Annotated in this window: 19 protein-coding genes; 13 read left to right on the top strand and 6 right to left on the bottom strand. The window is 55.1% G+C overall.

Annotated features, from left to right (window positions below):
• Positions 1 to 99 precede the first annotated feature (99 nt).
• The 6 genes from HC248_RS02285 to HC248_RS02260 all read left to right on the top strand — a co-directional run bounded on the left by HC248_RS02285 (position 100) and on the right by HC248_RS02260 (position 7,482).
• Positions 100 to 2,019, top strand: coding sequence for an ATP-binding cassette domain-containing protein (locus tag HC248_RS02285; RefSeq protein ID WP_168921099.1), 1,920 nt, complete (start codon positions 100 to 102; stop codon positions 2,017 to 2,019).
• Between the two features lie 89 nt (positions 2,020 to 2,108).
• Positions 2,109 to 3,821: a phospholipase D-like domain-containing protein gene (locus HC248_RS02280; protein WP_202882403.1), complete on the top strand. Its 1,713-nt coding sequence runs from the start codon at positions 2,109 to 2,111 to the stop codon at positions 3,819 to 3,821.
• Between the two features lie 79 nt (positions 3,822 to 3,900).
• Positions 3,901 to 4,515: a LysE family translocator gene (locus tag HC248_RS02275; RefSeq protein ID WP_168921098.1), complete on the top strand. Its 615-nt coding sequence runs from the start codon at positions 3,901 to 3,903 to the stop codon at positions 4,513 to 4,515.
• 67 nt (positions 4,516 to 4,582) lie between these two features.
• Positions 4,583 to 5,788, top strand: a complete 1,206-nt coding sequence (locus tag HC248_RS02270) for an aminotransferase-like domain-containing protein (RefSeq protein WP_168921097.1) — start codon at positions 4,583 to 4,585, stop codon at positions 5,786 to 5,788.
• A 31-nt stretch (positions 5,789 to 5,819) separates the two neighbouring features.
• Positions 5,820 to 6,740: a PhzF family phenazine biosynthesis protein gene (locus HC248_RS02265; protein WP_168921096.1), complete on the top strand. Its 921-nt coding sequence runs from the start codon at positions 5,820 to 5,822 to the stop codon at positions 6,738 to 6,740.
• Between the two features lie 73 nt (positions 6,741 to 6,813).
• Positions 6,814 to 7,482 (top strand): histidine phosphatase family protein, encoded by a 669-nt coding sequence (locus HC248_RS02260; protein ID WP_168921095.1) that lies wholly within the window; start codon positions 6,814 to 6,816, stop codon positions 7,480 to 7,482.
• Between the two features lie 150 nt (positions 7,483 to 7,632).
• Here HC248_RS02260 and HC248_RS02255 read toward each other — a convergent pair whose 3' ends face one another.
• The 3 genes from HC248_RS02255 to HC248_RS02245 form a co-directional block, all read right to left on the bottom strand.
• On the bottom strand, positions 7,633 to 8,088 hold the full coding sequence (locus HC248_RS02255) for an Lrp/AsnC family transcriptional regulator (protein ID WP_168921094.1): 456 nt from the start codon (positions 8,086 to 8,088) through the stop codon (positions 7,633 to 7,635).
• A gap of 198 nt (positions 8,089 to 8,286) precedes the next feature.
• The gene (locus HC248_RS02250) at positions 8,287 to 9,150 is read right to left on the bottom strand and encodes a creatininase family protein (RefSeq protein ID WP_168921093.1); all 864 of its coding nucleotides are present in this window, start codon (positions 9,148 to 9,150) and stop codon (positions 8,287 to 8,289) included.
• 47 nt (positions 9,151 to 9,197) lie between these two features.
• The gene (locus HC248_RS02245) at positions 9,198 to 10,835 is read right to left on the bottom strand and encodes a B12-binding domain-containing radical SAM protein (RefSeq protein WP_168921092.1); all 1,638 of its coding nucleotides are present in this window, start codon (positions 10,833 to 10,835) and stop codon (positions 9,198 to 9,200) included.
• Positions 10,836 to 10,995: 160 nt separating this feature from the next.
• On the opposite strand from HC248_RS02245, the gene HC248_RS02240 reads away from it, so the two are divergent.
• The 4 genes from HC248_RS02240 to priA all read left to right on the top strand — a co-directional run bounded on the left by HC248_RS02240 (position 10,996) and on the right by priA (position 17,409).
• Entirely contained in the window at positions 10,996 to 13,173 is a 2,178-nt protein-coding gene (locus HC248_RS02240) for a protein-disulfide reductase DsbD family protein (protein WP_420372008.1), read from the top strand.
• A 117-nt stretch (positions 13,174 to 13,290) separates the two neighbouring features.
• Positions 13,291 to 13,716 carry a CoA-binding protein gene (locus HC248_RS02235; protein ID WP_168921091.1) on the top strand — a complete coding sequence of 142 codons (426 nt, stop codon included), beginning with the start codon at positions 13,291 to 13,293 and terminating at the stop codon, positions 13,714 to 13,716.
• Between the two features lie 65 nt (positions 13,717 to 13,781).
• Positions 13,782 to 14,891 carry a uroporphyrinogen decarboxylase gene (gene hemE, locus HC248_RS02230; protein ID WP_168921090.1) on the top strand — a complete coding sequence of 370 codons (1,110 nt, stop codon included), beginning with the start codon at positions 13,782 to 13,784 and terminating at the stop codon, positions 14,889 to 14,891.
• A 379-nt stretch (positions 14,892 to 15,270) separates the two neighbouring features.
• Positions 15,271 to 17,409: a replication restart helicase PriA gene (gene priA, locus HC248_RS02225; RefSeq protein ID WP_202882402.1), complete on the top strand. Its 2,139-nt coding sequence runs from the start codon at positions 15,271 to 15,273 to the stop codon at positions 17,407 to 17,409.
• A gap of 46 nt (positions 17,410 to 17,455) precedes the next feature.
• On the opposite strand, the gene HC248_RS02220 is transcribed toward priA, so the two are convergent.
• Positions 17,456 to 18,433 carry an AEC family transporter gene (locus HC248_RS02220; protein ID WP_168921089.1) on the bottom strand — a complete coding sequence of 326 codons (978 nt, stop codon included), beginning with the start codon at positions 18,431 to 18,433 and terminating at the stop codon, positions 17,456 to 17,458.
• 213 nt (positions 18,434 to 18,646) lie between these two features.
• On the opposite strand from HC248_RS02220, the gene HC248_RS02215 reads away from it, so the two are divergent.
• From HC248_RS02215 to HC248_RS02205, 3 genes are all read left to right on the top strand, one after another.
• The gene (locus HC248_RS02215; RefSeq protein WP_168921088.1) at positions 18,647 to 20,755 is read left to right on the top strand and encodes an ATP-dependent helicase; all 2,109 of its coding nucleotides are present in this window, start codon (positions 18,647 to 18,649) and stop codon (positions 20,753 to 20,755) included.
• A 5-nt stretch (positions 20,756 to 20,760) separates the two neighbouring features.
• Complete coding sequence (locus HC248_RS02210) at positions 20,761 to 21,303, top strand: hypothetical protein (protein ID WP_168921087.1); 543 nt, start codon at positions 20,761 to 20,763, stop codon at positions 21,301 to 21,303.
• A gap of 92 nt (positions 21,304 to 21,395) precedes the next feature.
• Positions 21,396 to 22,583, top strand: coding sequence for a phospholipase A (locus HC248_RS02205; RefSeq protein WP_168921086.1), 1,188 nt, complete (start codon positions 21,396 to 21,398; stop codon positions 22,581 to 22,583).
• A 59-nt stretch (positions 22,584 to 22,642) separates the two neighbouring features.
• Here HC248_RS02205 and HC248_RS02200 read toward each other — a convergent pair whose 3' ends face one another.
• Entirely contained in the window at positions 22,643 to 23,956 is a 1,314-nt protein-coding gene (locus tag HC248_RS02200; protein ID WP_168921085.1) for a carbohydrate porin, read from the bottom strand.
• A 228-nt stretch (positions 23,957 to 24,184) separates the two neighbouring features.
• Complete coding sequence (gene cheA / locus HC248_RS02195) at positions 24,185 to 26,380, bottom strand: chemotaxis protein CheA (protein ID WP_168921084.1); 2,196 nt, start codon at positions 26,378 to 26,380, stop codon at positions 24,185 to 24,187.
• Between the last annotated feature and the right edge of the window lie 43 nt (positions 26,381 to 26,423).

The raw sequence follows: 26,423 nt of genomic DNA, 5'->3' as shown, positions 1-26,423 counted from the left end.
GATTGCTAGGAATGCTAACGAATCCGCACAAGGGTAAGTATGAGTAAACCTCAACTACCGAGCATGAGAGCCAGAACACCGGGATAATACCTAGCCTATATGGCACTTATTACTTTACTTGACGCTCAACTCGCTTTTGGGCACGTCGCTCTGCTGGATCATGCAGATTTCTCACTCGAAAACAACCAGCGTATTGGTCTGATTGGCCGTAATGGCACAGGCAAGTCTTCGCTGTTAAAGATTCTTGCTGGCATAGATAAACCTGATGACGGAACTTTGCAGTTGCAGCAAAACTTACGCATCGCCTATGTGCCCCAAGAGCCTAGTCTCGATCCGCACGCTACGGTGTTTGTAGCGGCTAGTGCTGGCCTAGCTCGCACCAAACAAGTCGTGGAGTTATATCTAGCAGCAGATGAACATACTGACCTAGACGCACTTCAGTCAGAAATCGAAGCCCTAGACGGTTGGACATGGGAGCAACGTGTCGAAGAAACACTGCACCGCCTGCACTTAGACAAAGACGCCATCGTCGGCTCCCTATCAGGCGGAACCAGAAAACGCGTTGCACTGGCTCAAGCACTGGTTGCTAAACCGGATGTTCTTCTATTAGATGAGCCGACCAACCACCTTGATCTTGACTCTATCGCTTGGCTTGAAGAATTGCTGATCAACTTCAACGGCAGCATCATTACCATCACCCACGACCGCGCCTTCTTGGACCAAGTCGCAACCATGATTGTGGAACTCGACCGTGGGAAGATGCTTAGCTACCCGGGCAACTTTGCACAGTACCTGGTGCAAAAAGAAGAACAGATGGCGCAAGAAGCCGTCATCAACGCAAAAGCCGACAAGCTGCTGGCTCAAGAAGAAATCTGGATACGCAAAGGCGTAGAAGCCCGACGTACCCGCAGCGTCGCTCGCATAGGTCGCTTAGAAGTCTTGCGTGATGGCCGTGCTTCCCGCCGTGATGCGGTGGGCCGCGTTAACCTTGATGTATCAAGCGGCGAGAAAAGCGGCAAGATAGTGGCAGAACTGACTGAAGTCAGCAAAAGCTTTGGTCATCCAGGCAGCGAAAAAATCATCGTTAACCGGTTTAGCGGCACATTGCTGCGGGGTGACAAGATCGGTTTACTCGGCCCTAACGGCGCAGGCAAAACAACATTGCTCAAACTCATACTCGGTGAGCTCCAACCAGACGAGACCATACCGCCCGGCAAAATCCGCCAAGGTGCAAATCTGCAAGTGGCTTACTTCGATCAGATGCGCGATGGTCTTGACTTAGACGCTACGTTAGAAGACTTCATCAGCCCGGGCAGCGAGTGGGTAGAGATCAATGGGCAGAAAAAGCACGTCAAAAGCTACCTCACAGACTTTTTGTTCTCGCCACAGCGTGCCAACTCCCCGGTACGCACGCTGTCTGGTGGCGAGAGGAACCGCTTGCTGCTCGCGCGTTTGTTCGCCAGGCCAGCCAATGTACTGGTACTCGACGAGCCAACCAACGATCTGGATATCGACACACTTGAGTTGCTAGAAGACTTGCTGCAAAACTATGCGGGAACAGTTTTCTTGGTAAGCCACGACAGGCGTTTCCTGGACAACGTAGTCACCAGCACCATCGCTTACGAAGGAACACCAGACAACCCGGGCTTTTGGCGCGAATACGAAGGCGGCGTGACCGACTGGATTACACAATCGAAACGCGCGGCGCAAATTAATGCGGCAGCAAATGCTAAAAATGCACCCGCAGCCAAAGCCGCAGCCAAGCCAGCCCCAAAGGCCAGCAAAGATGATGCCGCAACGAAAAAGAAGCTTGGCTATAAAGATCAGCGCGAGCTCGACGGATTGCCAGCCCAGATACAGCAACTCGAATCTCAGCAAAAAGCTATAGAGCAAGAATTGTTTGATGGCACGCTTTACGCGAACAACCCCAAACGCGCAGCGGAGTTAACCGCACGCAATGCCAAAATTGAGGAAGAACTGATGACAGCACTGCAGCGTTGGGAAACCTTAGCAGCCTAAGTTAACAGCCTTGCAAGCTGATGGCCTACAACATAAAAAGGTAGCGACAAGCGGCGCGCGAGACCAGCATGAATTAGAGTGTGCTCAATATGCTGATTTCGCCCGCCACCTATACCTCCCCTGTTGCGAGTGCACCTAGCCTACGCAATAAACTGCGTCGCTTCTGGCCTATGCTGATGGTCCTGTGCCTAGGCGCTTGTGCCAGCTTGCCGGAGAACGTCAGCCGACCAATCAGCACAGCGCTAGTCGACAACAGTCACACCCGAATTGGTAAGGCAGTCGCTGAACGTGCAGCAAAAGCCGGCACGCACAATGATTCGGGCTTCGCCTTGGTCGGCAGTGCAGAGTTGGCCTTTAGCAGCCGCATGACGCTAATCGAAGCCGCCGAAAAAACGCTAGACCTTCAGTACTACGCGATCAACGCAGATGCCACCACGGCCCGCATGCTGGAGGCATTGCAAGAAGCCGCCCAACGCGGTGTACGGGTACGCATACTGCTCGACGACTTCAATACCGCCGGCACCAATGCCCAAGTACTCAAGCTCGCTTTTGTCCCCAATATAGAAATGCGACTGTTCAATCCACTACCCAGTGGGCGCGCCTCGGGCTTGGTGCGCATCATCAGCAGCCTAAGTAATGTGGCGCGACTACAGAGGCGCATGCACAACAAGATTTTCGTTGCCGACAACGCAGTCGCCATCACCGGCGGTCGCAACATTGGTGAGAACTATTTTGGCCAAAGCAAAGGCACAAATTTTGTCGATATCGATGTGTTGGCTGCTGGTCGGATTGCACGCGATCTCTCGCAAAGCTTTGATCAGTACTGGAACAATCCACTGGCCTACCCAGTGCAATCGCTGATGACGGCAGCTGATCTCAAAGCTATAGAGCCAAAAGCTCAACCTAACAATAACGACATCAATGGTGAAGCTAGCAGCCGCAACGTCGAGAATCCGGTCACACTGATTAAAACAGTGCAAGACACGCCAAACCCATTGATCAGCACAGAGAAATCCGACGTTATCCCGCCTACCTTGTCAGACAAAACCAACCTAAGCTTACTAACGTGGACTTGGGCCCCGTCAGTACTAATGGTCGACAAGCCCTCAAAGATTGCCGCCGATGCTGACAGCGTAGAAGCTTCACAGGACACCACCGTAGACGGCTTGCTGCAACTGATGTCGCAAGCAAAAACCGACATATTAATAGTCTCGCCCTATTTCGTGCCGGGTGAGCGAATGATGCAAACCTTTGCCAGCATCAAGGCACGCGGCGTACGCGTGCGCGTGTTGACGAACTCACTGGCATCAAACGATGCACCTGCCGCACATGTCGGCTACGCGCGTTACCGGAAAGCACTGCTCGCGCTAGGTATTGAGTTGTATGAAATGCGTGCGGAGCAGCCAGTTTCCATCAAAAGTTTCGGCTCCTCCCGCAACGGCTTTACGGGTTCTAGCAGCATAGGCGGGAGTTCACGAACCAGCTTACATGCCAAGGTAGTAGTGATAGATGACCGCCTATTGGTAGTCGGTTCTATGAACCTAGACCTGCGCTCACAGCTGCAAAACAGCGAAGTCGCCCTACTCATACGCAACCGTGCAATCGCTAACCAAGCCACAAGCTTGATTGAACCGGCCATGATGAGTGGCGCCTACCGGGTTGAAAACGTTGACCAAGAACTGGTCTGGAGAGCGCCGCAAGGCTCGGGTCAACAAGACAGCACAACAGAGCCCGACGCCAGCGCCGGCCTAAAGCTGCTTCTAAAATTACTCGGCCCGCTAGCACCCGAAGAAATGCTCTGAAAATGCACTGAGTAAGCGCCGCAAAACTAAACTTGGCCTGCCGCCGTAAAAAGGCACTTTCACCGCTAGAGTCGAAGCCATGAACTGGCAAGAATTTACTGCTTTATTAGTGCTGGCAACGGCGATGAGTTTTTCACCCGGCCCCAACACCATGCTATCGACCACACTGGCCGCTAACCACGGTCTGCGCCTAGCATTGCCCTTCATCTGTTCTGTACCGGTTGGCTGGGGCGTGTTGCTCGGACTGTGCAGCCTAGGACTGGGCGCTTTACTAGCGGCCGTGCCAATCCTAGGACTGAGCGTCAAGTTGCTAGGTATTGGCTACTTGTTTTGGCTGGCCTACCGCTTAGCCCGTAAGCCGGCCGCTGGCCATCACGCGGCCAAAGTACCGGCCAATGTCGGCTTCTGGCAAGGCGCAGCCCTTCAATTCGTCAACATCAAAGCCTGGATGATGGCGCTGGCAATTGTCAGTGGCTGGATCGCCGGACAAAGTCAACCACTGATACGTTTTGCCATCGTATTACCCGTCATGCTCTGCTATGCATTTGTGAGCAACTTAAGCTATGCACTGATTGGCTCGCTACTGCGCGAATGGCTAGCCGGCCCAGTTGGCACAGGTAGACGCCTGCTGATCTTTAACCGCATCATGGCACTGATATTGTTCGTAACTGGCATCTGGATGCTGCGACTGTGAACGACGCACACAAGCCTAGTTAAAAAAATTGCCCGTCGGGCCCTACTCAACTTAGAGGACTTTAAATATGAACTGGACGCAAGCGCGCCGCGCCGAAAAAATGAATCCGTCGGTGATCCGCGAGATCCTCAAGGTCACCGAAAAACCCGGCATCATCAGTTTTGCCGGCGGCCTACCCTCGCCCAAGACTTTTCCGATCAGTGAGTTCAGCGCCGCCTGCGAAAAAGTCCTGCGCGACGACGGCCAAGCCGCCTTGCAATACGCGGCCAGCGAAGGCTACGCACCGCTGCGCGAAATGGTCGCGGCTATGCTGCCTTGGGAGGTCGATCCAGCGCAAGTGTTAATCACCACCGGCTCACAACAAGGCCTGGATTTAATCGCCAAAATTCTGATTGACGAAGGCAGTCGCGTATTGGTGGAGACCCCCACTTATCTGGGTGCATTGCAAGCCTTCACACCCATGGAGCCAAACATCCTCAGCGTCGCGAGCAACGCCAACGGCTTGGACTTGCAAGACCTCAAGGCCAAAGCAGAAGGTGCGAGATTTTTCTACGTACTGCCCAATTTCCAGAATCCCACCGGCCGCACCATGAGCGAGGAAAGCCGCGCCGCTTTAAGCGCACAAGCCAGCGCTTTAGGACTACCGATTGTCGAAGACAACCCCTATGGAGAATTGTGGTTTGACGAGCCCCCGCCGCTGCCCTTGACAGCCCGCAACCCCGAAGGTTGCGTCTACCTCGGATCGTTCTCCAAAGTTTTAGCACCGGGTCTGCGCCTAGGCTTTATGGTCGCGCCCAAGTCACTCTACCCAAAGCTACTGCAAGCCAAGCAAGCCGCCGACCTGCACAGTCCCAGCTTTAACCAACGCATGGTGGCAGAGGTTATGAAGGACGGCTTTTTAGAGCGCCATGTGCCAACCATACGCGCGCTCTACAAGTCCCAACGCGACGCCATGCTCACCGCAATGACACGCGAAATGCCAGCCGGCGTCGAATGGAACACTCCAGCCGGTGGCATGTTTTTATGGGTGCGACTGCCACAAGGCATGAACGCGATAGAACTCCTGCCGCGAGCCGTCGAGCGCAACGTCGCCTTTGTACCTGGCTGGGCCTTCTACGCAGACCATCCCGATACACGCACCTTGCGCCTATCTTTTGTGACCGCTAGCGTGGAGCAGATAAACACCGGCGTAGCCGCAATCGCAGCGGCAATAAACGCGTTAAATCCAGAGCGTGAACAAAGCAGAGAAGACGCTTTACTGGTCGCTAAATAAGTCAACTCAAACAGCATGGAGATCGAAAACAATGCAACAACGCGCCTTCAAACAAGTCGATGTTTTCACCGCTACGGCTTATTTAGGTAACCCGCTGGCGGTGGTACTTGACGGCAGAGATTTGGACGACGCCGCTATGCAAAGCTTTGCGCGCTGGACTAACTTATCCGAGACCACGTTTGTATTGCCGCCGCTTGACGCTGCCGCTGACTATCGATTGCGTATCTTCACGCCCGGCGGTGAATTGCCGTTTGCCGGTCACCCAACGTTAGGCAGCTGTCACAGTTGGTTAGAGGCCGGCGGCCAGCCCCAACACTCAGACTTCATCATCCAACAATGCAGCGTAGGGCTGATCAAGATACGCCGCGGTTTAGCCGAGCAAGCTCTCGCCTTTGCCGCGCCCGCACTCAAACAATCATCGCCTAGCCAATTGCAATTGACGCAAGCGGCGGCGGCGTTGGGACTTGAGATGGCACAAATCCTCAGTGCGCAAATATTAGACAACGGCCCAGTCTGGTTTAGCCTGCTGCTGGACAGCCCGGAAACTGTGCTGCAAATTTCCCCCAACCATGCCGAGTTACAAAGGCTAAACCTAAAAATAGGCGTAACAGCAATTTATAAAAAAGAAGTCGCACCAGCGCTAATCGCACGCATCAACCGCGAAGCCAGGGCTTTTGGACAAAGAACGGCCAGCGCCCAAGCCGAACCAGACCTTGAAGTGCGCGCCTTCGCGGCATGTATTGGCATTGACGAAGACCCGGTAACCGGCAGCCTAAACGCCAGCTTGGCACAGTGGCTAATGGCCGAGGGCCGAATGCCAGACAGCTACACCGCAGCCCAAGGCTGTTGTATGGGCCGCGCCGGCCAAGTCAGTTTGCAGCGCGACTCGAATGGACAGGTTTGGGTTGGCGGGCAAAGTGTGACCTGCATTAGCGGTAGCGTCTGGTTGTAAACACGCTAAGGTAAACCCTCAACACGACACCCCGGCGACAGTAAAACTCGGATACCGGGCTGACAATTCTTGTATGGGAAATTTATACCTTGTGCGCCATGGCCAGGCCTCGTTTGGTGCCGACGATTACGATGTACTTAGCGGGCTCGGCGAGCGCCAAGCCAAACGGCTAGGAGAGTACTTTAAATACAAAGGCATCGTCTTTGACGCCGCACTAACCGGCACACTCAAACGCCAAGTCAGCACCTTTGCTGGTATCTGCGCGGGCATGCAGGCCAACCCGCCGTCCAGTAGCTGGCCGGCGCTGAACGAGTACGACAGCGAGGCAGTGATCCATGCCATTCACCCTTACAAGCTTGAAAAACCAACTACACCCGAAATGTACCGCAGCCACTTTCGGCTGCTCAAAAACGGTTTAGCGCAGTGGATGGCCGGCGTGGTCAGCCCCGTCGGCATGCCTAGTTATATCGATTTTGTGGCCGGTATCAACACGGCCTTAGACCATGTACGCGAGAACTGCCACGGCAATGTGCTGCTAGTTTCTAGCGGCGGGCCGATCTCAACGGCTGTTGGCCAAGTAATGGGCGCCAGCCCGGATGCGACCATAGAACTCAACCTACGCATACGCAACTCATCCATCACGGAGTTCGCCTTCAACCCCAAGCGCCACATGTTGGTAAGCTACAACAACTTACCGCACTTAGATGCGCCTGAGCATGCCGATTGGATTAGCTACGCTTGACCTCGCTTTGACGCGGCAAAAAGCAGCGATGAGAAAGGTGCTGAGAAAAACGTGAATAAAGACCTAACTCAGAACCTAAAAGAAGCGCTCCTAAAAGCCTTGCGAAAGACGTAATTAGAGACGTAGTTAGAGACATGGTTAGAGACGAAGTTAAGGTAACAAAGGCAAATCAGTCTTTTTCAAGGTGCGTAAAACGAAACTTGACATGCTGTGGCGTATGCCCTTGATTTTGTAGAGCAGCTCACGCAGCAGTCGCTCGTAATCCTTGGTGTCACGTACCGCGATGCGCAGCAGGTAGTCATATTCACCAGAGACCAAATAAGCCTCTATCACTTCAGGGATGGCGGCTAGAGTCTCGCCAAATTTCTCCAACGTGTTGTCCGAGTGACTGTCCAGCGTGACCTGCACCATCACGGTCTCACCCAAGCCCAGCGCCTGCGCGTTAAGCCTGACGGTATAGCCTTCAATCACACCGGCTTCCTCCATTTTCTTAATTCGGCCCCAGCAGGGCGAGGGACTCAGGCCGACGGCTTGGCCGATATCGTGCAAGCTGGTGCGGGCATCGAGTTGCAAAACTTGGAGGATTTTTCTGTCTAAAGTGTCCATGCAGTTAATTTAACTGTTTTTACTAGATACACAGATTAATTATCTGAATTTTCAAGAATTCACGGTAAATGCAGCAAATTCTTCGGCGCTCGGGCCTGCATAATTGGATAACACTGCAGCAAGGCTTACCGGCCCTATCAGGCAGCAAAGATCTCCCGAATGGTTACCCTCCATCGGGAGGTCTTTTTTTTAGCTTTTTTAGCCCGGTGTTGAAAAAGCGGTCTGATTTTTCAGCGTATCCGCCGGCAAACTGTCCATCTCACCAAGCGCCAGTGCTAAAGAACGGCCCGCAGCACCTAACAGCGCCTGCCCCTTGGCGGCTGTAGCGGCAGCCGCATCACCAGCCGCGCCTTGCGGGTTGTAGTCTTGCATTTGCCACGCCAACTTCGCACTGCGACCGTCGCCCAACACGGGGAAATTCAGCGCTCTGTCCTGCGATGTCGAATGAAAATTTTCCGCCTTGCGCATATCCACCAAGTCAGGCCTTAAGGCCAGCATCATAGAAGTCTCCATATCGCCGGCATGAATACCAAAGCGATGCTCTTGGGCACTGAACTGCGCCGACACAGAGGCACCGTTCTCATCAAGCAGCGGCAGGTTAAACCAGCTCACGCTGTAGACCAACATGCCGAGCCGGACGCGCAAATCTCGCGCTACTACGTCGAGCAAGCCAACCTGTCCGCCATGGGCGTTAAGCAGCACGAGTTTTTTCACGCCGCTTTGAGCGACTGACTCTGCCAGCTCTGTCCACAGTGCAATCACGGTTTGGGCTTTTAGCGTCAAGGTGCCTGAAAAGCGCACATGTTCGGGGCTAAAACCGACCGCTTGGGTGGGCAGAAAAAGCACGGGAGAGTGAGTCGGCAGATGCGGCAAAGTCGCCGCAATCACGCCGTCAACTAAAGCCGTATCCACATTGAGCGGCAAGTGCGGCCCATGCTGCTCAATAGCGGCAACCGGCAATACCGCAATGCTGCGCGACAAGTCTAAGCTGGCAAAGTCCGTGGTTTTAAGGTCGGCCCAAAATCGAGTTCTGGTGGATGGATTAGTGGGTGTAGAAGTCATAGATTGATTTTCTCAAGCGTCTAAAGATCAAAAAAGTAGATTGCAATTTAAGCGGCAGCAGCGGCTTTTTGAATCTCATCCCTGTGCTGGCTGTGCTGATTTTGCTGCACATGCCGGCTTTGACGCTCAGACCCAGACTTAGCAGCCACACCGGTAGCGGCTTGACGCTGACCCGAGAGCAATTCCGCCAAGCATTGCGGCCTACCGCGTGCGCCGCTGTTGCGGTAGTCCTCCATTAAGGCCGCGTTAACCGTGTCAAGCGCCAAGTCACGCGGTCCGGTCAAATGGGCGTGCAGCAAGTCGACCAGTTTTTCGAGCGCGAACTCATGGGTCTTACCGGTGGTGAGCCAAAGCCAATCGCTAAACCCAAGGAAATTAAAAAAGGCCGATCCGGGCTCCAGTAACAGCTTGAGTGCGCGCGCAAAGCGGCCCGAGTTAGCCAGCATTTCCCAGTAACGCGCAAAGCGTTTAACGCGCTGCATGGCAACGAAATCAACACTTGAATTTTGCATGATTGTGTACGGCGTTTGCGGGTCATAGAGCATGGCGTAACCGGCCGTATGCCGGGTAATCGGCGTGCCGCGCAGGCGCTTAAGAATGCCGAACTGAATCTCGTGCGGCGCTAAAGCGTAGAGCTGATCAAAGCCGTTAGCAAAACTTTCTACGGTTTCACCGGGTAGGCCGAAAATCAGATCTGCATGCACATGGGCTTGGCTTTGGCTGACTAACCAGCGCAGGTTGTCAGCGGTCTTGAGATTGTCTTGCTTGCGCGAAATGCGTTGCTGCACCTCGGGGTTAAAGCTTTGAATGCCGACTTCAAACTGCAAGGAGCCAGCCGGGAACTGCGCGATTAAAACTTTCAGGCGGTCTGGCAAGCTGTCCGGCACAACCTCGAAATGCACAAACACATCAGGCGCGGCAAGAACCTGACCGGATTGGTCTTTCATGCGGTCCAAAAAGAACTGCAAGATGCGCACTGAAAAATCAATTTTCAAATTAAAAGTTCTGTCGACAAACTTAAAGTTACGCGCACCGCGCTGATAGAGACTGTCCATCTCAACCATGAATCTATCCAGCTCAAACGCCCAAGCGGTCTTGTCCAATGAGCTCAAACAAAACTCGCACTTAAACGGACAGCCGCGCGACGCTTCAACATACAGCAGGCGCTTGGCCAAGTCTTCGTCGGTGTATTCGGTGTATGGCAAGTTGAGTTCAGCAAGCGGCGGCTGCTCGCCAGCAATGATTTTCATCAGCGGCTGCGGGCCATCTAACAAAGCGCGGCAAAGCTTAGGAAAACTCACATCGCCCCAACCAGTGACAATATGGTCGGCAAGCCGGCAGATTTCCTGGCTATCGGTCTCAAAGCTGACCTCTGGCCCGCCCAACACAATCCGAATATCCGGCCGCAAGGTTTTAAGCAGGCGCACAACTTGTGTCGTCTCAACTACGTTCCATATGTAAATACCCAAGCCAATCACGCGCGGCTCCAGCGCTAACAACTGCTCGACGATAAGGTTGGGTGACTGCTGGATTACAAATTCGCGTAATTGGGTGACCTTTCTCAAGCCAGCCCCGCCATGCGTATCCATATTGGCTAGCAGGTAGCGCAGGCCTAGTGAGGCGTGAATGTATTTGGCATTTAACGTCGCCAAGACGATGGAAGTTGAACTTGCAGGAGAGGGCATGGAACTCATTATCAAACCATACGCGAGTTAATTCGGCTTGGGAGTCCTTTGCTAAAGATAATCTCGGCAGGATAAAAAAATGCTCAAGCAAGGGCAGGAACCAATTCAAAGCCTATGGGCTCACACTCGCACTATGAATATGCCGCGCCTTCATCACAATATGCACAAGCTTTTTACCCGTATTTCAGCCACCGTTTTCTTAATCACTAGTGCCGTTTTATTTAACTCTGCATCGGCGCAAAGCAATATCAACAGTCTGTTTTCAAAAAGCAGCAGCGCAGTCAGCGCCGTGGTTACGACCGAGCAAGTACGCGCCGAGCTGCTGGCGTGGGCACCAGACGGCGTAGGACCGGGCAAGCAAGTTTGGTTAGGCTTACAACTGGCGCATCAGCCCGAGTGGCATACCTATTGGAAAAATGCCGGCGACTCGGGTCTGCCCACGGTGCTGGATTGGCAACTGCCAGCGGGCATTAGCGCCGGTGAAATCGCTTGGCCCACACCGAAGAAAATTCCGATTGGCACGTTGGCCAACTATGGTTATGAAAACAATGTCTTGCTGCCCGTGCCGCTCACGGTCGCGTCCAACTTCAGCGGCAACACGCTAGACGTCAAACTTAAAGCCAGTTGGCTGATTTGCCGCTTGGAGTGCATCCCGCAAGAAGGTGAATTTAGCCTGAGCATTCCCGTACAAAGCTCTAGCGGCATCAGCACCGCAGTGTTTCAAAACACCTTTAAGGCCACGCCTAAGCCACTACCCACCGGCAGCTCAACGGCAGAAGTCACCGCAGACTCCATCACAGTATCTCTTAGCGGTTTACCGGCTGGACTGCAAGGCAAAAAACTGGTCTTTTTCCCAGAAACCACTAACGTGATTGAGCCCGCAGGCGCTTGGCAACAAGCCTGGCAAGGCGCTGTTTGGACTGCGCAACTGCCGATTTCAAGCATGCGTAGCCAGAGTCCCTCCAACCTGCCAGTGGTGGTTGCGCTCGAGGGCAAAGACGTAGAAGCCTATCAAATACAGCTGCCTGTCAACGGCCAATGGGCCGCGCTGGCGGCGCCAGCCGTCGTCTCGCCAGCGCTGGAAGCGGCGCTCAAAGCCAATGCCGCCGCCCAGCCCTTACCGGCCAGCGCACCGCCGATTGGTTTGATCGCCGCGCTACTAGGTGCATTGCTAGGCGGCATGATTTTGAACCTCATGCCCTGCGTGTTTCCAGTCTTGGCCATCAAGGTAGTCGGTTTTGTCAACGTCAAGAGCCGGGCTGAACGCATACAGGACGGTGCGGCCTATAGCGTCGGCGTGGTGCTGTCTTTTCTGGCCTTGGGCGGGTTGCTGCTGGCACTGCGCGCAGCGGGCGATCAGCTCGGCTGGGGCTTTCAACTGCAAAGCCCAGCGGTGGTCGCTGGCATGGCCTTGATGTTCACGCTGATTGGTTTGAATTTGGCGGGCTTGTTTGAGATCGGTAACTTTTTACCCAGCCGTGTGGCAACTTTGCAGTCCAGCAATAAGACTGCCAATTCCTTTTTATCTGGTGTGTTGGCGACCGCTATCGCCTCGCCTTGCACCGCGCCCTTTATGGGCGCGTCGCTAGGTTTTGCACTGGGTCTTCCCGCCGCTCAGGCTTTGTTGATATTTGCCACCATAGGCTTGGGCATGGCTTTGCCGTATTTGGCGGTCAGCGCGATACCCGGCTTGGCGCGGGCCATGCCGCGGCCTGGTGCGTGGATGCAGACTTTCCGCCAGTTGATGGCCTTCCCGATGTTTGCGACTGTCATTTGGCTGGTCTGGGTGCTGGGTCAGCAAAGCGGCATAGATGGCGCGGGCGCGCTGCTGGCCTTGCTGTTGTTGCTCTCATTGCTGCTGTGGTCGTTGAATCTGACGGGCCGTGCTCGCAAAGTCATCGCTAGCGTGTCTCTGGCGCTGCTGGCTATCGCTCTCTGGGGTATTGGCCCTAACGTCGTCAAGCACTTGGACACACCCATTGCCGCCGCCGCACCGGGCGCGCGCTGGCAGAACTGGACACCGGACCGGGTAGAACAACTCACGGCCAACGGTCAAAGCGTGTTCGTAGACTTCACCGCCGCATGGTGCGTGACATGTCAATACAACAAGAAGACCACGCTGGCCAATGCCGATGTGCTGGCCGACATGGATGCGAAAAAAGTCGTGCTACTACGCGCCGACTGGACACGGCGCGACCCTGCTGTTACCGCGGCACTGGCCCAGTTAGGCCGCAACGGCGTACCGGTTTATGTGATCTACAAAGCCGGCCGTGCGCCGGTGTTGCTGTCAGAAATACTCTCGGTAAGCGATGTACGGGCAGAATTGGCAAAGCTGTAATTCAAGCGCGCTAGTTGACTCGCCGCGCTCGATAAACTGGTCAACTTCATGACGGCGCTGGCAAGTTTGACGGTGCTTGAGTAAGCCGCTTATCAAAGCCATTTATTAAAGCCTTTTATGTCAGCCAATACCAATACCATCGCCCCGCTTTTGCAAAACCTGCGCACCATTGCAGTCGTCGGCTTATCGCCTAAAACTCACCGCATCAGCCATGAAGTGGCCAGCTATATGCAGCAGCAAGGCTACCGCATCATTCCTATCAACCCGTTGGCGAGAGAAGTGCTGGGCGAAAAAGCCTATCCCAGCCTTTTAGCCGCCGCGCAGCATGAAAAAATCGAGCTGGTGAACTGCTTTCGGAACAGCCCAGACATACCACCTGTAGTTGACGAGGCTATCGCTATAGGCGCCAAGGCGGTGTGGATGCAGCTAGGCATTAGCCACCCAGAGGCGGCCGCCAAAGCTAACGCCGCCGGATTACAGGTTGTAGAAGACCGCTGCATCATGGTTGAGCATGGCCGGCTTTTAACGCGCGGAATGCTTTAGTACAACTGACTATCCAGCAGAAACCTTTTAGAGATGCGCCAAGCCACACCTGAGACAATGCGTGGATGTTTGCACCTCTAAAAAACGATACCTTTATCCGCGCCTGCCTGCGTCAGGCCACCACCCACACTCCCGTCTGGCTTATGCGCCAAGCTGGCCGTTATTTGCCGGAATACCGTGACACCAGAGCGCGTGCCGGCAGTTTCATGGGTTTAGCCACCAACACCGATTACGCGACCGAAGTCACACTGCAGCCCTTGGAGCGCTTTCCACTAGACGCAGCCATCTTGTTTAGCGACATCCTGACCGTACCCGACGCCATGGGCTTGGGTCTGAGCTTTGCGCTTGGCGAAGGCCCGCGTTTCGCCTCTCCGGTGCAAGACGAGCAAGCAGTGGCAAAGCTCGAAGTGCCCGACATGAACAAGCTGCGCTACGTTTTTGATGCCGTGACATCAATCCGCAAGGCCCTGAACGGCAGCGTGCCTTTGATAGGTTTTTCCGGCAGTCCTTGGACGCTGGCTTGCTACATGGTGGAAGGCGCTGGCTCTAGCGACTACCGCTTGGTCAAAACCATGCTCTATCAACGCCCCGACCTGCTGCACAAAATGTTGGCCATCAATGCCGACTCAGTAGCGCTCTACCTCAACGCCCAGATCGAAGCGGGCGCTCAAGCAGTGATGATTTTTGACAGCTGGGGCGGCGTGCTGGCCGATGCAGCGTTTGAAGAATTCAGCTTGGCCTATACCCGCCGCGTGCTGTCTCAACTCAAGCGCGAGCATGACGGTGTCATCATTCCACGTTTGGTGTTCACCAAAGGCGGCGGACTGTGGTTAGACGCCATGGGTCAGCTCGACTGCGAAGTGTTGGGACTAGACTGGACGGTCAATTTGGCAAAAGCCAGAGCTCAGGTCGGTGAAAACGGCCCTAAGGCCAAGGTTTTGCAAGGCAATCTCGACCCCAACGTGTTGTTTGCCAACCCGGCACAAATCGAAGCTGAAGCGAAAAAAGTACTGGACAGCTTTGGCCGTCCGCACACAGACAACACTAAAACCGGCCCCACGCACATTTTCAACCTTGGCCACGGCATTAATCAGCACACGCCGCCGGAGCATGTCAGCGCGCTGGTTAACGCAGTGCATACTCACTCGCGAAACATGCGCAGCCAACAGGCTTAAGTGCATCACGCTTTTGTCATATAAAAGCCGATGACAAGGCTTTTTACTCGCCTTCTAGCATAAAAATAAGCCCAACAGAAAAACTTATGCACAAAAAATTGTGTCATCTTCTCTAAATACCCCTAACACACTTAGACACCGCTATCAAAGCCATAGCGATGCTAAGTCATTGATTTATATAGCTTCTTTAAAATTTCTTGATGTGTGGGTAATGTGTTGAAAGCCTTTATTGGCGTGGCTTTCGAGCCCACCAAGGCAATCTATCAACAAAGTTATCCACAGAAAATTGATATCTCTGTAAAGCACTTAGAAATCAAGCACTTAGCGCGCTTTTTGCATGTTAATTAGAAAAAATAACTCCTAATCTTTACTAGCATTCATGACCTTCTGGCTAAACGTTGTACTGGCTACGCCCGCACATAGCGCGCTTGCCGGTCCTTTAACCTACAAAAGTGACACCGAAATAGCGCCGGGAACGCTGTTGCGCGTACCACTGGGTAAGCGCGAAGTGCTGGCCGTGGCATGGGAAAACTTACCTGACAGTGGCGGCTTGCCAGAAGACAAGGCGCGCCAAATCAGTGCTGTACTCGAAGGCCTAAGCCCTTTGAACACCAGCTGGCGCAAGTTGACGAGTTTTACCGCTGCCTACTACCAGCGCTCGCCCGGCGAAGTCGCTCTGGCGGCTTTACCACCGCAACTACGCGAGCTCAGCACGCTGCAACTGGCGCGCCGACTCAAGCGCAAAACGGCAGACACCAGCAGCACAGACAGCAGCGCCGACTTGCCAGAACTAAGCCCCCAACAAGCTAGCGTACTCGCCGACTTTCAGGCCGACACCCGCCCAGCGCTACTGTTTGGCGCGACCGGCAGCGGCAAGACCGAGGTCTATCTGCGCGCCGCAGCCCGCGTGCTGGCACTAGACCCTGACGCACAAGTGCTGGTGATGGTGCCCGAGATCAATCTCACGCCGCAGTTGCAATCACGCTTTGAAGCACGCTTTGCCCATCTGGGCCGGGAACGAGTGGTGGCACTACACAGCGGCCTGACCCCTGCCCAGCGCCTGAAAAACTGGCTAGCCGCGCACTCCGGTCAAGCCCGGCTGATTTTGGGTACGCGCATGGCCGTGCTGGCTTCTATGCCGCGGCTGCGTCTCATCGTGGTTGATGAAGAGCATGACCCCAGTTACAAGCAACAAGAAGGCGCACGTTACTCAGCCCGCGATCTGGCGATTTATCGGGCTAGGCTAGAAGCCGAGTACGCCGGGTCAGATCAAACCGCCTGCCGCGTGTTGCTGGGGTCGGCCACGCCTTCGCTAGAGAGCTGGCAAGCCTGCAAAGTCGGCCGCTACCAGCGGCTTGATATGGCTGAGCGGATTGGCAGTACAGCAACGGCAGCCCCTAGCGACCAAACCAAAGCCAATGCTGGACTGCCAACGGTGCGCGGCGTAGACATGAACCACCAGCCCAAGCGCTGCGTGATAGCACCACCCCTGCTGGAAGCCATAGTCCAACGCATCGCGCGTGGCGAGCAATCCTTGATTTTTCTCAACCGACGCGGCTACGCCCCGGTACTGGCCTGCCACGACTGCGGCTGGAAAAGCGAATGCCCGCATTGCAGCGCCTACCGCGTGTTTCACAAAATAGACCGCAGCCTGCGCTGCCACCACTGCGGCTTTGCCGAGCGCGTACCCCACGCCTGCCCGGCCTGCGGCAATCTAGACATCGCACCCGTCGGGCGCGGCACTGAGCGACTAGAAGAGCATCTGGCCGAACTACTCGCCGGTGTCACCAGGCCTGACGGCGGGCCAGTACGGATTGCACGCATAGACGCCGATACAACCCGGCTAAAAGGCGCGTTAGAAGCCCAACTCGCCGGCGTGCATGCCGGTCAAGTTGACGTACTGGTGGGCACGCAAATGATTGCCAAGGGCCACGACTTTCGCCACATCACCTTGGTCGCCGCGATCAACCCAGACAGCTCATTATTCTCTAGCGACTTTCGCGCCTCAGAACGTTTGTTTAGCCTCTTAATGCAGGCCGCCGGCCGGGCCGGTCGGGACGCCAAACACAGCGCTGCCAGCCAGATGTGGGTGCAGACCTTTTATCCAACGCATCCTCTCTTTGGCGCACTAAAAAATCACGACTACCCAGCCTTTGCCGAGCAGTTGCTAGAAGAACGCCAAGCCGCCAGCATGCCGCCGTTTGCCTACTCAGCTCTGTTGCGCGCAGACGCCAAAACGCAAGAAATCGCCCAAGGTTTTTTAACCGCCGCCATCAAAGCCGCTATAGACCAGCAGCTACCCGGTCACGCCCAAGTCACCGCCTACCCAGCCGTGCCCCTGACGATACAGCGCGTTGCAAATCAAGAGCGTGCGCAAATGCTGCTGGAAAGCGACTCCCGCGTCGCACTGCAACGCTTTCTGGCCGCTTGGCAGCCACTGCTGTTTGAGACCAGGCGGCAAGCCGAATTCAAAAGCCTGACACGCTGGGCGATTGATGTGGATCCGATCGCGATTTAATCGCGCCAAGCCCATTTGAAATAAAACAAAAGGCTTGGCCAAGCCATTAGCCGCCCGGATGCAACCAAGCCACCGCCGCCGAAAAGCTAAAAAACGCCAACACCGTCGAGAGCAAAATAATCGCCGCAATGCGTCCGTTATCAGCGCCAAAACTCTCGGCCAAAATCGCTACATTACTGGCACTGGGTAACGCAGCCACCAGCACCATTACCGTCAAAGTAAACGGCGCCAAGGGCATGCCCAAGGCGATGGCGGCCAGCCCCAGCAGGCCGATTAACAGCGGGTGGAGCAATAACTTGAGCAGTACCAGCGGCAAATAATTAGCCAGCGGCGTGCGCTGGGTGCTGCTTAAACGCGACCGTGCCAGCACCGCGCCAATCGTGAACAGCGCCACCGGCGAGGACGCATCCGCCAGCAAACCTAGCGTTTGCAAAATCGGTTTTGGCAGCACTAAGTCAGTAGCCGAGGACAGCGCGCCCAGGCCGATCGCCCAAGGCAGTGGATTCATCAGCACGCCCTTGAGCGCGCGTCGGCCAGCGATAGCCGCGCCATGTGCTTGGGCACTGTCCAAGCGCGACAGTGCAATGCACAAAGACGACGTCAGCACTAAATCGATCACGATGGTGACTATCGCCGGGCCAGCAGCCGCAGCGCCTAGCAAGGCTACGAGTAGCGGCACGCCCATGTAGCCAGTGTTGGGGAAAGCCGCTACCAGCGCGCCAAAGCCAGCATCGCTCCAGTCCAGCCGGCTACCGTCCGCTCTACGCCTACGCGTGAGCAGCACACTGAGCGCCACCATAATCAGCGCCCCTAGCGCATAGACCGCCACCAAACTCGCATCGAGCAGCAAACTAATCGGCGTACTGGCGCCAAAACGGTAAAGCATGCAGGGCAGCGCGAAATACAGCACAAAGCTGTTCAAACCGGGGATGGCGCTAAGCGGCAACATAGCCCGCCGCGTGGCCACATAGCCGCACAGCATCAAAGCAAAAAAGGGGAAAGTCACCAGAAAAATAGACAGCACGATTCGCCTGACAGTAAAAACGCAAAAAAGGCGCCGGGAACCGGTCAACTTGCAAGGCCTTGATAGTAGCAAGCCCTGCGCGGGTTAAAGCTGCGGAGCACAACACTAGGCCGTTATGATTCCGGCTGGCCTTTGCACAATCCGCTGCCGGCAACTTCTTTTGCCCGCCCCTTCTGCCCTCTCCAACTGACTCCCTTTGATCGATTTGCCCACATGTCGCACGGCCTAAACATCGCCCAGCAAGAAGCTGTCAACTATCTCCAAGGCCCATGCTTGGTATTGGCCGGTGCGGGCTCGGGTAAAACCCGCGTCATCACGCACAAAATTGGCCGACTGATACAAACCGGGCTAAAGCCGGACCAAGTCGCCGCCATCACCTTCACGAATAAAGCCGCCGCCGAAATGCGCGAGCGCGCCAAAGCCTTGATTGGCCGCCAAGCCAAGGGCGTGCTGATCTGCACTTTTCATGCACTTGGTGTGCGCATGCTGCGCCAAGACGGCCAAGCGCTAGGCTTAAAACAGCAGTTCTCGATACTCGACAGCGACGACGTGACCGGCATCATCAAAGAAGCTGGCGGTAGCACCGACATGGCCACAGCGCGTCAATGGCAGTGGATTATTAGCGGCTGGAAAAACAAAGGTCTCAATGCCGCCCAAGCCCAAGCCCAGGCCAGCGGTGACGAAGATCTGCTCATCGCGCAAGTCATGGCGCGCTATGAAGAACGTCTAAGCGCCTACCAAGCGGTTGACTTTGATGACTTGATTAGCCTGCCTCTCAAGCTGCTGCAAGAGCACGAGGATGTTCGGCTGAAATGGCAGCAAACCCTGCACCACGTGCTGGTCGATGAATACCAAGACACCAACGCTACGCAGTACGAGATGCTCAAGCTCATGGTCGGCGAGCGCGGCCGCTTCACCGCAGTGGGCGACGACGATCAGTCAATTTACGGCTGGCGCGGTGCTACCTTAGACAACCTCAAGCGACTGCCGCAGGATTTCCCCACGCTCAAACTCGTTAAGTTGGAGCAAAACTACCGCTCTACCAGCGCCATCTTGCGTGCCGCCAACAACGTGATTGGGCCGAACCCCAAGCTGTTTCCCAAAACCTTGTTCAGCGAACTCGGCGAGGGCGAGCCGGTACGCGTCATAGACTGCGACAGCGAAGAGCATGAAGCTGATAGAACTGTCGCCCGTATCCAAAGCCTGCGCGCGGGTGAGCTACTGACCTCGGCCGGTGCGCAGTTCAAGGACTGGAAGGATTTTTGTATTCTCTACCGCGCCAACCACATGGCCAAGCCGTTTGAAAAAGCCCTGCGGCGGGCGCAAATCCCCTACAAAGTCTCTGGCGGCCAAAGCTTTTTCGACCGCGCCGAGATCAAAGATTTATGCGGCTGGATGCGCTTAATGGTCAACAACAACGACGACCCGGCTTTTCTGCGCGCCGTCACCACGCCTAAGCGCGGCATAGGCCACACCACGCTAGGCACGCTGGGCACTTTTGCCAGCCAGTTCAAGCTCAGCTTATTTGAGTCGCTGTTTAGCAACTCACTGGGCTCGGTGTTGCCCGCCAAAGCGGTCGGCTCGCTGCATGAATTTGGCCGCTACCTGAACGACTTGCAATACCGCGCCCAACACACCATAGGCGCGGCGGCGGCTAAAGTCTATTTACTCGATTGGCTAAAAGAAATCGATTACGAGAAACACCTTTACGACGGCGAAGACAGCGAAAAAGTCGCCGCCGCACGCTGGAACAATGTGCTGGAGTTTTGCGACTGGATGTCTAAACGCTGCGGCGGCGAGATTGAAGACGCTTCTGGCGCTACGGTAGAAAAAGAGCGCAAAACCATGCTTGAAGTGGTGCAAACCATTGCCCTACTCTCTACGATTAGCGAGCGCGAAGGCGATCAAGATGTCGTCACGCTATCGACTCTGCACGCCGCCAAAGGTCTGGAATGGCCGCATGTGGTGTTGGCCGGTGTCAACGAAGGACTGCTGCCGTTTAAGCTCGACGACGACGACGGCATTAACACCGACAGCATAGAGCTGCGCCTGCAAGAAGAGCGCCGCCTAATGTACGTGGGCATCACCCGCGCCCAGCGCACACTGGCGGTGAACTGGCTGCGCCGGCGCAAAAAAGGCCGCGACACGATTGCCGGCACACCGAGCCGCTTTATCGCCGAGATGGCGTTAGACCAAAACACCATCAAGCAAAGCCCCTTAGAGAAGATAAAAGCCTTGCGTGCAGAATTTGCCCAGCGCGCCGCCGACGGTGTCAAAGCCCAAAGCTTGGCCGAAGCCCAGTACAACGACAAAGCCAAATAAAACCCATGCACAACATCCCAAATTGGCTAGTACGCAGCCTTCAATCGACAGCACTGGTATTGGCTTGCTACGCAGTACAAACCAACGCAATAGCCCAGACCGCCGCAGCCACAGCAGCCGCAACAAAGGATCAAACCGTGATTTGCGAGCCGGTCAAAACCATGCTGGCCGAGCGCTTGTTTGGCGACTGGCGCGTCGTCTTTACCAAGCCACCCGCCGGCCTTCCCACGCAAGCTCTAATGCATCTTGAGCGCCACGCCCAGTTTTCAGAAAGCTTGGCCGGCACACTCAGCCGCAAGCTAGGCTTAGCCAAAGACAGCCCGGCGATTGCCGGCCATTCGGAGTTGGCGCTACTCGCCGGCGACCTTGAAGAAGGTCTGTTGCTGCTGGACGAATCGTCTGACAAAGTCAGCATTACCGGCACCTGGAATGGCGAGATGGTGCCGGGCTCATGCGGCCAGCAATTCAAAGGAATGTGGAAAGACACCAGCAGCAGCGCTGCACCAGATGCACATGATGTACCGTTTACACTGACTCGCTTGCCCTAAGCAAATGCAGCGCCTCACTCAAGGCTTGCAGCAACCCTAACGGTCATTTACTCATGAACTGCGTTCTTCCTTTCGCACCAACAAAGCTGCTGATGAGGCTAAGCTTTGCGCTGCTAGGCACTAGCCTGGTAGCGGGTTTAGCCCAAGCCCAAATCCCAGCTTCTGCACCAGCCCCAGGCGCGGCCCGCTCTTCGACTTTGGGCTGGCAATCTTGCCAAGCCCTTAGCGCTAATGCGACCCAACAACTGCAATGCTTTAAAGACTGGGCCGAGACGCAAACCCCGGGTCGATCTGCGCCGCCGGCTTTGGCCATCGCACCCGCCAACCCAGAGACCGGCCAAAAAACCGCCCAAGTGTTGCTATTGCCAGCGCTCAACACTGAAGCACCTGACGGCAAACCGACCGGCTGCCGCAACGACAACTACTCACAACTCTCGCGCTTTTGGGAGCTGCAACGCGGCAGCGACTGCGACACCTTCGCGCTGCGTGGCTATCGGCCGATATCGCTGTCTTTAGTGACCTCTAGCAATGTGAATCGGCAACCCAGCTCGCCGAGCACTGGCTTTGCCACGCCCAATCCGCGCGACTTTAGCCGGCAAGAGACCAAAATTGAGCTTTCAGTGCGCACCAAGCTGGCCAAAGGCCTGCTGAAAAACGGTACCGAAGATGCAGATGACCAAGACTCGCTATGGTTTGGCTACAGCCAAAAAAGTTACTGGCAATTGTTTAACGCCGGTTTGTCCCGGCCGTTTCGCAGCACCGATCATGAGCCAGAGATGGTCTACATCTACCCACACCAAATCGCGCTACCGGGTGGCTGGAATTACCGACTCTCTGGCCTTGGACTGGTACACCAATCGAATGGCCAGTCGACACCGCTGTCGCGCAGCTGGAACCGTGTTTACCTAATGGGCGCGGCGGAAAAAAGCTTGGGGCCGATTTCTAGCCTGAGTGTGCAAGGCCGGCTCTGGCAACGCATCAACGAGAACGCCGCCACGGACGACAACCCAGACATTCAAGACTTCATTGGCCGGGCCGAACTTGCCGCCAACTGGCAGATGAATAAAACCGACAGCTTAGGGCTGACGGTGCGCAGTTCGTTAAACAGCCAATCCAGAGGTTCAACCCGCATCGACTGGTTAGTCGCGCCAATGGGCTCGCCTAGCTACACACAGCTGCGCTACCACCTACAGTTTTTCAGCGGCTACGGCGACAGCTTGCTGGACTACAACCGCCGGCGCAATGTGCTCAGCGTAGGGCTGAGTTTGGTCGACTGGTAGGCTAAACAGACTAAAAAACCCGGTTTAAAAGCCGGGTTTTTAACTGCTTCAAAGCCAGCTTAAAAGCCTAAATTGGCACGCAAACCAGCCACCCTTACGCGGCTTGCATTACCGTCGCCGCCGGGGCGGGAAATAAGCTGAAAGTCGGGACTCAAAGACAGCTTTTCATTGACTTGATAGCGGTAATAAATTTCCATCAAACGCTCGTTACCGCCGCTCGCATAGCCTTGCAAACTTCCGTCTTGGCTGGCGACTTGGTAGCGGCTACCGGTTTTGAGTAAGCCGGCGGCCAAGCCAAGGGCATCAGTGCTGCGGCCCCAGTTACTGCCGGCGTACTCAACCGCCAGCGTCAAAGCTTTGTCAAAACGGCCGCTGCCGCTGGTGCGCTGGCCGTAGCGGCTAGACAAATTCCAGTCTTGCCCGACCTTTTGGTCTAGCGACACACCCCAGCCGCTATGCCGTGCACGCGTTTGATCAAAGTCTCGCGTCTGACCGTTAGTCCAAGCGTAAACACGGTAGTGGGCGCGTGCGCCAGCATCGGCTGCGCCCTCAGCCTGAGGCGACAACTCAAACTGTCCAATCACCAGCGGCTGGCTAGGACTGGCCGAAAAATCTGCGGCCGGCCCGGACGCAAACACGCCCAGAGAAAAGCCATAGTCAAAGCGCCCCGCCTGACCCAGCAGCGCAAGTCGCGCAGCAGGCGCGAAACCGTATTTATCAGCGCCAATATCAGCACCCGAATCGAGTAGCGGATTGTGCACAAAAGCATTATTCAAAAACGCCCGTCCCTCGTCACCCGAGACCGCATTTTGGTCAAAGAAAGCAAATAAATCGAGCTTACCGGCCGTCACCTCAAGCCGGCTTTGCGCCGCTTTGTCGCCAGCGCCTAGGGGAAAAACCAATTGGTAGTAGGCCTGCGCCAAAGTTGCGTAATAGGAATTAGCACCCGTGTCCTGAGTAAAGCCCGTGCTGTTCGGTGTAGCGCTATAAGTTGGCCGCAGCGTCACGCCACTACCCACACCCACGCGAAATTGAGCCAAAGCAGTGCCGCTGGCGCTGCCAAACTCACCCGCCGGCAGAGTTAGAAAAACATCCCCTCGGTAATTGAGCCGGCGCTGGGCTTGTGCATCGGAGCTGGCCGTGCCATTAATACCTTGGTAGACGGCGTTCAAATTCGCTTCAATTTTGAGGCCACCGGTTTCGACCGCTGGCTTTTCAGGCGTTTGAACGCCGTCAGCCGTTTGTGCATTGCCAGCCTGTGCCGCCACGGACAGGCTGGCTAGCGATAACAACATGGCTAATATCGTGGGGCGCAGGCCAATACTGGCGCGTTGGGGATTAAGAAATGTAAACGCAAGTGTGTTTTTGTTCATGTTGTGCATTGAACCACAAACGCTACTGAGTTGCGTTTGTTTTTAAGCCTAGTCACAAAAATAAAACACCTTGCAATTGTCTTTCACACAGACTTTTGTGCTATTTTTTTGATAGCATTTGCATTTTTCACAAGCAAAGATTTAATTAAAACTAGCTCAGGTCTGATGAGCGCAAAAAAGTAAATGCCGCGCGATCAGCCCAACCCAAGAGGCTGATCAGAAATGCTTTTAGACAGAAAGCGCAAACTGCGGCTCAACTTTATCCACCCTAAGCGGCTGCTTAGCTGACCGCAGACTAGCTTGGTCACGATGGGTTTTTTGTACTGACGCAACATCGATGATCAAGGCCACATTGCCGTCACCCAAAATGGTCGCCGCAGAAATACCCGCTACCTTGCGGTAGTTGGTCTCCAGGTTTTTAACCACCACTTGATGCTGGCCGACCAATTGGTCAACCAACAAAGCAAAGCGCGCGCCTTCTGCATGCACGATGACGGCGATGCCGCGGGTGTGCTCATGCTCGGCGCCGGCTACATCAAACAGTTTGTGCATTTCAATCAAGGCCAGATACTCACCGCGTACATGCAGCACATGCTCATCACTGGTGATGGAATGAATGTCTTTGCGCAGCGGTTGAAGCGACTCGATCACGTAGTTCAACGGCAGTATGTAGACTTCCTCGCCGACCTTGACCGACATGCCATTAAGAATTGCCAACGTCAGCGGCAGCACTATGCTGATCGTTGTGCCTGTGCCTTGGCTGGAGGCAATCCGGACTTGGCCGCCCATCTCGTGGATATTGCGTTTGACCACATCCATGCCCACGCCGCGCCCCGAAATATCCGTCACGGCCTCAGCGGTCGAAAAACCAGGCGCAAAAATCAACTGCCAGACTTCTTCGTCGCTAGCGCTCTCACTAATAGCCATGCCTTGCGACTGCGCCTTGGCCAAAATCCTTTCGCGCGACAAACCGCCGCCGTCATCTTTGACTTCAATCACTATGCTGCCGCCCTGGTGTTGAGCGGACAAAGTCAAGCGACCGGTTTCGTTTTTTCCACTGAGCCGGCGCTGCTCTGGCGTTTCTATGCCGTGGTCCAAACTGTTGCGCACCAGGTGAGTGATGGGGTCAATAATGCGCTCGATCAGGCTTTTATCCAGCTCGGTTTCCTTGCCCACGGTGAGCAGCTGAACTTGCTTGCCCAACTTGGCAGACAGGTCACGTATCAGACGCGGAAAGCGGCTAAACACATAGTCCATAGGCATCATGCGAATCGACATCACGGACTCTTGCAAGTCGCGTGCATTACGCTCTAAGTGACCCATGCCGCTGAGCAAACGCTCATACAGCACCGGGTCTAGCGTTGACGCGGTTTGCGTCAGCATGGATTGGGTAATCACCAACTCGCCCACGAGATTGATAATTTGGTCGACTTTTTCCACATCAACACGTATCGAGCTGGACTCTTTACCAGCAGTGTTATGCGCAGCAGCATCGTTGAATGCGGCTGCGGCAATGGCTGAAGCAGCGGGAACGGGAGCAACGACCGCAATAGCAGCTTGGACAGGTGCGACTACAAGAGCAGAAATAGGCGCAGCAGTCGCAGCAGTCGCAGCGGATACGACCCGCACTTGAGGCGCAACCTGGGTTAGCGGCTCAGTTTTTGCAGCGACTGGACTGTCGACGCTGATTTCAATCTGGTCAGCTTCAATAATGAAGCAGCACACCGCCACAATATCCATCTCATCGCAGGTAGTTTTAAGCCAAACTGTCAAACTGTCTGCGGTTTGGGTTTGCGCCATGACTTGGCCCAGATTGGCTAATTCTTCGCCCAACAAACGGCTGTCGTTTTCCGTCACTTTGGTAAAGCGCACTTTTAGCCGACCGGCTTCTGGCTCGGGCGCAGCCGGTGTAAAAATAACCGGTGTGGAAACTGGCACCACTGTTGACTTAGCCACTGGCTCGGCGGGCAACTCGAACAACAGCTCGGTTAGGGGCGCATCCATCGGCAGTGCAATTGCAGCGGCGGCTGAGCCGCCCAAGTTCTCCATTGCCAGTTGTTGCAGCACAGCACAGATGTGAGCAACCATCTTAGGATCGGGTTCAGTTCCAGCGCGGTAAGCGCACAATTGTTGTTGCAGCACGTCTTTGGTCTCCAGGAAAACATCCATCATTGGCAGGGTTAGCCGGAGTTCACCAAGCCGCGCACGGTCTAGCAAGTTCTCCAACAGATGGGTTGTATTGGTCAGGGCCGTAAAGCCAAAGGTCGCAGCGCCGCCCTTGATAGAGTGGGCCGCGCGAAAAATGGCGTTGAGATGTTCTTTTTCAGGTGCATCAATATCCAGATCCACCAACAACTGCTCCATTTGCGCGAGCAACTCATCGGCTTCTTCAAAAAAGGTCTGATAAAACTGAGTGATATCCATTATTTGGTTTCCTGCAATGTGTTGGTCTTGCTTAGGCTATCAG

It is taken from the genome of Polaromonas vacuolata (assembly GCF_012584515.1).
Classification (GTDB): Bacteria; Pseudomonadota; Gammaproteobacteria; order Burkholderiales; family Burkholderiaceae_C; genus Polaromonas; species Polaromonas vacuolata.
Note: the sequence above shows the minus strand (reverse complement) of the source record. Positions and strands in the feature narration are given on the sequence as shown.

Coding starts and splice junctions, on each gene's coding strand:
- HC248_RS02285 (WP_168921099.1), top strand. CDS start 100: ATGGCACTTATTACTTTACTTGACGCTCAACTCGCTTTTGGGCACGTC.
- HC248_RS02280 (WP_202882403.1), top strand. CDS start 2,109: ATGCTGATTTCGCCCGCCACCTATACCTCCCCTGTTGCGAGTGCACCT.
- HC248_RS02275 (WP_168921098.1), top strand. CDS start 3,901: ATGAACTGGCAAGAATTTACTGCTTTATTAGTGCTGGCAACGGCGATG.
- HC248_RS02270 (WP_168921097.1), top strand. CDS start 4,583: ATGAACTGGACGCAAGCGCGCCGCGCCGAAAAAATGAATCCGTCGGTG.
- HC248_RS02265 (WP_168921096.1), top strand. CDS start 5,820: ATGCAACAACGCGCCTTCAAACAAGTCGATGTTTTCACCGCTACGGCT.
- HC248_RS02260 (WP_168921095.1), top strand. CDS start 6,814: ATGGGAAATTTATACCTTGTGCGCCATGGCCAGGCCTCGTTTGGTGCC.
- HC248_RS02255 (WP_168921094.1), bottom strand. CDS start 8,088: ATGGACACTTTAGACAGAAAAATCCTCCAAGTTTTGCAACTCGATGCC.
- HC248_RS02250 (WP_168921093.1), bottom strand. CDS start 9,150: ATGACTTCTACACCCACTAATCCATCCACCAGAACTCGATTTTGGGCC.
- HC248_RS02245 (WP_168921092.1), bottom strand. CDS start 10,835: ATGCCCTCTCCTGCAAGTTCAACTTCCATCGTCTTGGCGACGTTAAAT.
- HC248_RS02240 (WP_420372008.1), top strand. CDS start 10,996: ATGCACAAGCTTTTTACCCGTATTTCAGCCACCGTTTTCTTAATCACT.
- HC248_RS02235 (WP_168921091.1), top strand. CDS start 13,291: ATGTCAGCCAATACCAATACCATCGCCCCGCTTTTGCAAAACCTGCGC.
- hemE (WP_168921090.1), top strand. CDS start 13,782: ATGTTTGCACCTCTAAAAAACGATACCTTTATCCGCGCCTGCCTGCGT.
- priA (WP_202882402.1), top strand. CDS start 15,271: ATGACCTTCTGGCTAAACGTTGTACTGGCTACGCCCGCACATAGCGCG.
- HC248_RS02215 (WP_168921088.1), top strand. CDS start 18,647: ATGTCGCACGGCCTAAACATCGCCCAGCAAGAAGCTGTCAACTATCTC.
- HC248_RS02210 (WP_168921087.1), top strand. CDS start 20,761: ATGCACAACATCCCAAATTGGCTAGTACGCAGCCTTCAATCGACAGCA.
- HC248_RS02205 (WP_168921086.1), top strand. CDS start 21,396: ATGAGGCTAAGCTTTGCGCTGCTAGGCACTAGCCTGGTAGCGGGTTTA.
- HC248_RS02200 (WP_168921085.1), bottom strand. CDS start 23,956: ATGAACAAAAACACACTTGCGTTTACATTTCTTAATCCCCAACGCGCC.
- cheA (WP_168921084.1), bottom strand. CDS start 26,380: ATGGATATCACTCAGTTTTATCAGACCTTTTTTGAAGAAGCCGATGAG.